The following is an 8,725-nucleotide window of genomic DNA, read 5'->3' as shown; positions in this document are numbered from 1 at the left end:
GGGGGGGGGGGGGGGGGGGGGGGGGGGGGGGGGGGGTGTTTGGGGGGGGGGCGGGGGGGGGGCGCCGCGGGGGGGGGGGGGGGGGGCCCCCCCCCCCCACGGCGGGACCGGCAGCGGTCTGCCGGGGGCGCTCAGTACCGGACGGGCAGTGCGGTCAGGCTCCGGTTGAGCAGTGACAGCTGCCAGTTGAGCCGTTGCCCGTCCAGGGCCAGGCCCGGGTAGTCGCGCAGCAGGGTGGCGACCACCACGCCGGCCACCAGCCGGGCGAGCGCGGCTCCGATGCAGAAGTGCGCGCCGAAGCCGAAGCCCAGGTGGGTGGTGACCTCGCGGTGCAGGTCGAACCGGTCCGGGTCGGGGAACCGCCCGGGGTCGCGGTTGGCGGCGGCGGTGACCAGGAAGATCCGGTCCCCTGCGCGGATGGTCCGGCCGTCCAGCTCGAAGTCGCGGGCGGCGTTGCGGATCGACATCTTGGACGGGCCGTCCAGCCGCAGCGTCTCCTCCACGGCCGCCGCCACCAGCTCCGGTTCGGCGCGGACGGCGGCCAGCTGCTCCGGCTGCCCGAGCAGCGCGAGCAGGGTGTTGGCGATGAGGTTGCTGGTGGTCTCCCCGCCGGCGAAGGCCATCTGGGTGAGCATCCCGACGAACTCCTCCTCGCTGACCGAGTCGCCGATCCGGCCGCCCGCGAGAACGGAGCTGATCAGGTCGTCCTTCGGTTCGGCGCGGCGCTCGGTGACCAGCCCGCCCAGGTACTCCTCCAGGCTGACCAGGGACTGCAGCGAGGTGCGGTACTCGCGCTCCTCCTGGGCGGCGCCGAGCACGAGGTCGGCGACCCGGGCGTTCCAGTACCAGAACGACGGGCTGTGCGACTGCGGGACGCCCAGCCAGCGGGCGAAGACCAGGGCCGGCAGCGGCTTGGCGATGTCGGCGGCGAGGTCGCCGGTGCGGCCGGGGGCGGCCCGGCGGGTGAGCATGGCGCCGGTGGCCCGTTCGGTGAAGCCGCGGTAGCGGGCCACCGCGCGGGCGGCGAACTGCTCCTGGAACACCTGGCGCAGCCGGCGGTGGGTCGGCGGGTCGTTGAACACCATCCAGCGGGAGAGGATGCCGAACGCGCGCTCGGCGTCCTCGCGGGCGCCCTGCGGGACGGCGTCCATCAGCGGCCGGACCCGGTCGGCGGAGACCGCCGGGTCGCGCAGGCACTGCATCACCGGCTCGTAGCCGGTGACCAGCCAGGCCCGGTGCATGGCGCTCCAGTACACCGGCCGGTGGTCGCGGAGCGTGTTGAGGTACTCGTACGGGTCCGCGTTGACGGCGGGGTCGAGCAGGTACCGCTCGGTGAAGCGGACGGTGGTGAGGGTCATCGCCGGGCCTCCGCGCCGGTCGTGGCCGAGCCCGTGCCGCTCGCGCCGGTGGTGTCGCTGGTGCTGTTCATGCTGCTCGTGCCGTTCGTGCCGTTCGTGCCGATGGTGTCGAGCAGGGCCGCGAGGCCGCGGACCAGGGGCTCGGCGAGCATGGACATGTGGTCGCCCTCGCTGATGTGGACGGTGAGCCCGCCGAGCGCCAGTTCGCGCCAGTGGTCCACGTACGCCCGGTAGTCGACGTCGAGCCCGGGCATCGGCTCGCCGGCCGGCAGCCCGGCGGCCTGGGTGCCGACCACCAGGTGCACATGGCCGGGGTAGGGGCGGACCTCGTAGTCGGCGAGGGCGGTGAGCAGCGAGTGCCAGACCTCGATCGGGGCCTGCTCGACCAGGGCCGCCTCGCCGGGGCTCATGCCCGCGCCGAGCAGCAGGGCGGTGAGTTCGGCCGCCGCGGTGTCGCGCCCGGGGGTCGGCGGCAGGGTGCGCAGCCGGTCGCGCATCCGCAGCGCGTCCCGCATGTCGCGGCCGACGCCGGCGAGGCGGGCCCGGGCCGCCGGGTTGGGCAGATAGGGCTCGATCAGCACCAGCGGCTCGACGGTGTGGCCGGCCTCGTGCAGCTGGGTGGCCATCTCCAGGGCGATGTTGGCGCCCATCGACCAGCCGAGCAGGTCGTGCGGGCCGTGCCCGCCGTGGTCGGCGATCTCCCCGGCGTAGTTGGCCGCGATGCCCGCGATGGTGCTCGGGTCCACCCCGCCCAGCAGGCCGCGGGCCTGGAAGGCGTGCACCGGGCGGCCGGGCGGGAGCTCCCGGGCGAGCGGCACGAACCAGGCGGCGCTGCCACCGCTGGGGTGGACGCACCAGAGCGGGGCGCCCTCGCCTTCGCGCAGCCGGACCTCCGAGGTGACCGCCACGGGGGCGGCGTCCGGGGCGGTCGCCTCGGCGCGGGCGGCGAGCCGGGCGAGGGTGGGCCGTTCGATCAGATCCCGGACGGAGACGGTCAGTCCGCGCTCGGCCGCCATCGCGGCCACCCGGACGGTGGAGAGCGAACTCCCGCCGATCCGGAAGAAGTCGTCGTGCACCCCGATCAGGGAGAGGCCGAGCACCTCCCGCCAGATCTCGGCCAGCACCTTCTCGGTGGCGGTGGCGGGGGCGACGTACACCGTGTCGGTGCTGGCCCGTTCGGCCGGGGGCAGCGGCAGCGCCCGCTTGTCGATCTTCCCGCTGCGGTTGACCGGGAGCTCGTCCAGGAAGACGAACCGGCCCGGCACCATGTAGGCGGGCATGGTGGTGCGCAGCGCGCCGGTGAAGCGCTCGACCGTCGGCTTGGTGCCGCCCCGGGCGACCACGTAGGCGACCAGGGCCGGTTCGCCGGGCAGGTCGGTCCGGTGCAGCACCACCGCCTGGCGCACGTCGGGCAGTTGCCGCAGCGCGTGCTCGATCTCGCCCAGTTCGATCCGGAAGCCGCGGAGCTTGACCTGGGTGTCCCGGCGGCCGAACACCTCCACCGCGCCGTCGGGCCGGACGGTGCCGAGGTCGCCGGTGCGGCAGAGCCGCTCGCCGGGGGCGCCGTACGGGTCGGGCACGAAGGTGGCGGCGGTCAGCGCGGGCCGGTTCAGGTAGCACCGGGCGATGGCCTGGCCGCCCAGGTAGACCTCACCGGTCACCCCGACCGGGACGGGCCGCAGGTCCTCGTCGAGGACCAGCACCCGGGTGTTGCGGATCGGCGTGCCGATCGGCGGGCGCCCCTGGCCGGGGGAGAGTTCGGTGGCGACGGACCACACGGCCGTCTCGGTGAGGCCGTAGGCGTTGTGGAAGCGCCGGCCGCGCGACCAGGTGTCCGCGAGCTCCGCCGGGCAGCCCTCGCCCGCGACCTGGAGCACCTCGATCGCGGGGAAGCGGTCCTCGCCCAGCACGGTGAGCGCGCTCGGCGGGAACATGGCCCGGTTGACGCCGTGGGCGAGCAGGGTGCGGGCCAGGTCGGGGCCCGGCCGCAGGTCGTCCTTGGACGCGGTGACCAGCCGGCCGCCGTTGGCCAGGGCCCAGGTCAGCTCCATGACGGAGACGTCGAAGCCGAAGGAGGCGAACTGGAGCACCCGGTCGTCCGGGCCCGGCTGGACCAGGTCGCGCTGGCCCTCCAGCATGTTGGTCAGGCCGCGGTGCGGGACGGCGACGCCCTTGGGCGTGCCGGTGGAACCCGAGGTGTAGATGACGTACGCCATGGTGTCCGGGCCCGGGGCGAAGGCCGGCGGCGCCGGGGGGCGGCCGGTGGGCGCGGTCCAGGTGGCGGGGTCGTCCAGGAGCAGGACCGGGCCGTCGAAGGGCACGGTGTCGGCCAGCGAGGTCTGGGTGAGCAGCACCCGCATCCCGCTGTCCGAGGCCATGAACGCGAGCCGGTCGGCGGGGTGTTGCGGGTCCAGCGGCAGGAACGCGCCGCCCGCCTTCAGCACGCCGAGGGCGGCGCACACCTGGTCGGGCCCGCGGTCGGTGCAGATGCCGACCGGGGTCTCCGGGCCGACGCCGAGCGTGCGCAGCCGCTCCGCCAGCCGCCCGGCCGCCCCTTCCAGCTCGCGGTAGGTCACCTGCCGGTCGCCGTGCTCGACGGCCACCGCGTCCGGGGTGCGCGCGGCGTGTGCGGCGACGTGCTCGTGGAACATCAGCGGGCTGTTCTCCCGGGCCGGCCCGTTGCCCCGGGCCAGCGCCGTGCCGAGGGCGGCGCCGGTCAGTGCGGGCGGGGTGACCCTGCCGTGCGGGTCGGCGACCATCGTCGCGAGCAGGGTGTGGAGCACGTCCGCGAGCTGCTCCGCGGTGGCCGGGGAGACGTACTCCGGGTCCACGTCGATGGTGAAGGCGCCCACGCTCGCGTTGATCATCAGCGGGAACATGGTGCGGGCGATCTCCAGGGACTCGTCCCAGGTGTCGTGGGAGAGCCGGTGGAAGTTGACGTAGTTGAAGACGGCCTCGACCATGTTCGGCTCGCCGGGGCGCAGTTGGGCCATCCGCGCCAGCGGCATCCGGCGGTGCGGCAGCATCTCCTGTTCGGCCGCGAACACCGCGCGCAGGTACTCCAGCCAGCTGCCGCGCGGACGCGCCACGCCGAACGGCACGGTGTTGAGGAACAGCCCGCGCATCCGGTCCGCGCCCGGTACCTCGGGCCGGCCGTTGGTGACCAGGCCGATCGAGTGGCCGGCCGCGTCCTCGTCGCGTTCCGCGAACAGGCTCATCACGTGGTGGAAGGCGGTGGCCAGCACGGTGCGCCGGGGCACCCCGGCCGACTGGGCGAGGCGCCCGATCGGCTCGGCGAGCGCGTCGTAGGAGCGCCGCACCTCGTGGACGGGCGCGTCGTCGGGGGCGGGGGCGCCGCGCCGGGCGAAGCGGACCGGGCGCAGCTCGGCCAGGGAGGAGCGCCAGAACTCCAGCGCCTCCTCGCTGTGCAGGGTGGCCCGTTCGAGGGCGACGTACTCGGCGAAGGCGGGGGCCGCGGGCGGCGCCGGGGGCCGGCCGTGCGCGACCGCCCGCCGGTGCAGGTCGAGCAGGTCGGCGATGAGCGAGGTCAGGCTCCAGCCGTCCAGCACGACATGGCAGTCGGTGAGCACCAGCCGCAGCTCGTGGTCGGTCAGGTGGTGCAGGTGGATGCGGACCAGCGGCGGGGCCGCCAGGTCGAAGCGGCGGGCGAACTCCTCGTCGACGAAGCGCCGCAGGGCGGCCCGCTGCTCCTCCCTCGGCAGCTCCCGCAGATCGGTGTAGCCGACCGGCAGCGCGGCCTCGGTGTGCACCAGTTGGAGCGGCTCGCGGTAGGAGACCAGGTCGATCGAGGAGCGCAGGATGCTGTGGCCGCGGACCACCGCGTCCACCGCGGCCTGGAAGGCGGCCAGGTCGAAGCCCTCCGGGGTGGTGATCTTGAGGTCGGTGACGTTGTGGTACGCGCCGCGCCGGGGGTCGGCGAGCATCTCGTGCAGCATGCCGGCCTGGAGCATGGTCAGCGGGTAGGCGTCGTCGAGGCCGTCCGGCAGCCGGGCCGCGTCGGCCGGGTCCAGCTGGGAGAACGGCGCGACCGGGTCGGGGGCCTCGACGGCCTCGGTGGTCAGCCGGGCGAGGTCGGCCAGGGTGCGGGCCCGGAACAGGTCGGCCACGGTCAGCCCGAGGCCGGCCGGGCGGGCCAGGCCGATCACCCGCAGCGCCAGGATGGAGTCGCCGCCGAGGTCGAAGAAGTTCGCCGTCCGGCTGACCCGTTCGGTGCCCAGCACCTCGGCCCAGATCCGGGCCAGCGCGATCTCGGTCGCCCCGGCCGGCGGGACGTGGCCGCCGGCCGCGGCGGTGCCGTCGCCGGCCACCGCCGTCAGCGCCCTGCGGTCCACCTTGCCGTTGGCGGTGATCGGCAGCCGCGGGTGGCGGACGAACAGCGCCGGCACCATGTACTCGGGCAGGGTGAGCCGCAGCCGCTCGCGCAGCGCCGCCGCGTCCAGCGGCCGGCCCTCGGTCATCACCACATGGGCGACCAGCCGGGCGCCGCCGTGCGGTTCGGAGCGGGCCACCACGGCGGCGTCGGCCACCCCGGGCTGGCCGCGCAGCGCGGTCTCGATCTCGCCGGGCTCGATCCGGTAGCCGCGGATCTTCACCTGGTGGTCGGCCCGGCCGACGTACGCCAACTGGCCGTCGGGCAGCACCCGGACGAGGTCCCCGGTGCGGTACATCCGGGCGCCGGGCGGGCCGAACGGGTCGCTGGGGAAGCGCTCCGCGGAGAGCTCCGGCCGGTTGCGGTAGCCGCGGGCGACGCCGCCGCCGGTGACGTACAGCTCGCCGGCCGTGCCCTGCGGGACCAGCCGGCCGGCGGCGTCGAGCACGTAGCCGTGCTGGCCGGCGAGCGGCCGGCCGATCGGGGAGCGGACCTCGCCCGCCACGTCCTCGGCGGTGATCAGGCGGTACGTCACATGCACGGTGGTCTCGGTGATCCCGTACATGTTGACCAGCGCGGGCCGCCGCCGCTCGGGGGCGGCGAACCAGTCGCGGTAGTCGCGGACGTCGAAGGCGTCGCCGCCGAAGACCACCGTGCGCAGCGCCAGGTCGGCGAAGTCGGCGCCCTGCTGGGCGAGATGGGCGCGCAGGCCCTTGAACGCGGCGGGCGTCTGGTTGAGCACGGTGACCCGCTGCTCGCGCAGGACGGCGTGCACGGCGGCCGGGTCGCGGACCTCGTCCTCGGTGAGCACCACGACCCGCCCGCCGCTGCTCAGCGGCCCCCACAGCTCCCAGACGGAGAAGTCGAAGGCGGGGGAGTGCACCAGCGTCCAGACGTCCGCGGGGCCGAACGCGAAGTGCTGGTCGGCGGCGCCGAGCAGCCAGGCCAGGTTGGCGTGGGTGATCTCGACGCCCTTCGGCCTGCCGGTGGAGCCGGAGGTGTAGATGACATAGGCGAGGTCGCGCGGCGCGGGCCGCGCGTCCCCGGTGTCCGGGCCCTCTTTGGTGTCCGGGCCCTCGGCCGCCGGTCCGGCGCCGTCCAGCGGGATCACCCCGACCGGCAGGCCCTCGACGGCGGCGCGGCCGGCCTCGTCGACGACCACCCAGGAGACCCCGGCGTCGGCGACGGTGAACTCCCGGCGGGCCCGGGGGTGGGCCGGGTCCAGCGGCAGATAGGCGGCGCCGGCCCGCCAGACGCCGAGCAGCGCCACGGCCAGGTCCACCGAGCGGCCCAGGCAGACCCCGACCAGCGACTCGCGGCCGATGCCGGCCGCGCGCAGCCGCCGGGCCAGCGCGGAGGCGGCGGCGTCCAGCTGGGCGTAGGTGAGCGTCCGGCCGCCGCCGCTGACGGCCACCGCGTGCGGGGTGCGGGCGATGTGCCCGGCCAGCCGCTCGGGTGCGGTGCGCGGGGCGGGCCCCGCGCCGGTGTCCGGGTTGGCCGGGCCAGCGGGGCCCAGCAGCCGGGCCCGCTCCTCGGCGGTCAGCGGGTCGACCGTGCCGAGCGGGGCGTCCGGCGCCTCGGTGAAGGCGCGCAGCAGCGCCACGGTGTGCGCGGCCAGGGCGGCCACCGAGGAGGCCTCGAACAGGTCGGGCCGGTGGACGAAGACCAGCTCCAGGGCGCCGCCGCTCTCGCGCAGCTCCAGCGCGAGGTCGAACTTGGCGGTGGTGAGGTCGATCGGGAACGCCCGGCCGGTGGCCCCGCCGAGGACGAGGGAGCCGCGCTCCACCGCGGCGTGCGTGAACAGCACCTGGAACAGCGGGTTGCGGGTGAGGTCGCGCTCCGGGCTCAGCTCGTCCACCACCCGCTCGAACGGCAGGGTCTGGTGCGAGAGCGCCCCCAGGACGCTCTCCCGGGTGCGGGCCAGCAGGGCCGCCGGGGTCGGGTCGTCGGACAGGTCGGCGCGCAGCACCAGCGTGTTGACGAAGAACCCGGCCAGCTGCTCGGTCTCGGGCCGGTCCCGGTTGGCGACCACGGTGCCGATGGCGATGTCGCTCTGCCCGCTGTGGAAGGCCAGCGCGGCCTGGAACGCCGCCATCACCGTCATGTACGGGGTGGTGTCGGTCCGCCGGCCGAGGGCGGCGAGCGCCTCCGACAGCTCCGTCGGCAGGACGGTGGTGTGCACCGCGCCGGTGTGGCAGGGGGTGGCCGGGCGGGGGTGGTCGGTGGGCAGGTCGAGCGGGGTCAGCCCGGCCAGCCGGGTGCGCCAGTAGGCGAGGTCGGCGCTCTCGTCGGCGCCGCGCAGCCAGACCGCGTAGTCGGTGTACTCGATCGGCAGCTCGGGCAGCCGGGGGGCGTCGCCCGCCGTCCTGGCCCGGTAGAGCTCGCGCAGGTCGCGCACCAGCAGGTCCAGCGACCAGCCGTCCGAGACGATGTGGTGCATGGCCAGCACCAGGACGTGGTCCTCCTCGGCGGCCTTCAGCAGGGTGGCCCGGAAGGCGGGCTCGGCGGCGAGGTCGAAGGGGCGGACGGCGGCCGCCCGCACGGCCTCGGCGAGGTCGTGCTCCGCGGCGCCGGTCAGGTCCACCAGGTCCAGGCCGGCCCCGTCGGCCGGGTGCACCCGCTGGGCGGGCACGCCGTCCTGGGCCGGGAAGGTCGTCCGCAGCTGCTCGTGCCGGGCGACCAGGTCGCCGACCGCCGCGTCCAGCGCCGCCAGGTCGAGCGGGCCGCTGAACCGCCAGGCGGCGGGCAGCAGATAGGTGGTGGCGCCGGGGTCGAGCTGGTCGAGGAAGTAGAGGCGCTGCTGCGCGGCGGACAGCGGGGCGTACTCGGGGCGGGGGTCGAGCCGGGGGATCCCGGCCGGCGCGGCGGCGGTCAGTCCGCGCAGCCGCTGCTCCAGCAGCCGCCGGGCGGCCGGGGACAGTCCCGCGCGAGCGGTCTCGGGCTGCATCTCCGAAGTGGTCATGGCGCGTTCCGTCCA

General features: G+C 75.8%; 2 protein-coding genes. Both read right to left on the bottom strand.

Going from position 1 to position 8,725, the window contains the following annotated elements:
* Positions 1-131: 131 nt before the first annotated feature.
* Positions 132-1,358: a cytochrome P450 gene (locus ACIO5D_RS10010; protein WP_363604260.1), complete on the bottom strand. Its 1,227-nt coding sequence runs from the start codon at positions 1,356-1,358 to the stop codon at positions 132-134.
* Positions 1,355-8,710, bottom strand: a complete 7,356-nt coding sequence (locus tag ACIO5D_RS10005; RefSeq protein ID WP_400794653.1) for an amino acid adenylation domain-containing protein — start codon at positions 8,708-8,710, stop codon at positions 1,355-1,357. Before ACIO5D_RS10005 ends, ACIO5D_RS10010 begins: the two co-directional genes overlap by 4 nt.
* Between the last annotated feature and the right edge of the window lie 15 nt (positions 8,711-8,725).

Source organism: Kitasatospora sp. NPDC087315, assembly GCF_044744345.1.
In the GTDB taxonomy this organism is placed as follows: Bacteria; Actinomycetota; Actinomycetes; order Streptomycetales; family Streptomycetaceae; genus Kitasatospora.
Note: the sequence above shows the minus strand (reverse complement) of the source record. Positions and strands in the feature narration are given on the sequence as shown.

Excerpts from the sequence above, each read along its gene's own strand:
- ACIO5D_RS10010 (WP_363604260.1), bottom strand. The coding sequence starts at position 1,358 with ATGACCCTCACCACCGTCCGCTTCACCGAGCGGTACCTGCTCGACCCC.
- ACIO5D_RS10005 (WP_400794653.1), bottom strand. The coding sequence starts at position 8,710 with ATGACCACTTCGGAGATGCAGCCCGAGACCGCTCGCGCGGGACTGTCC.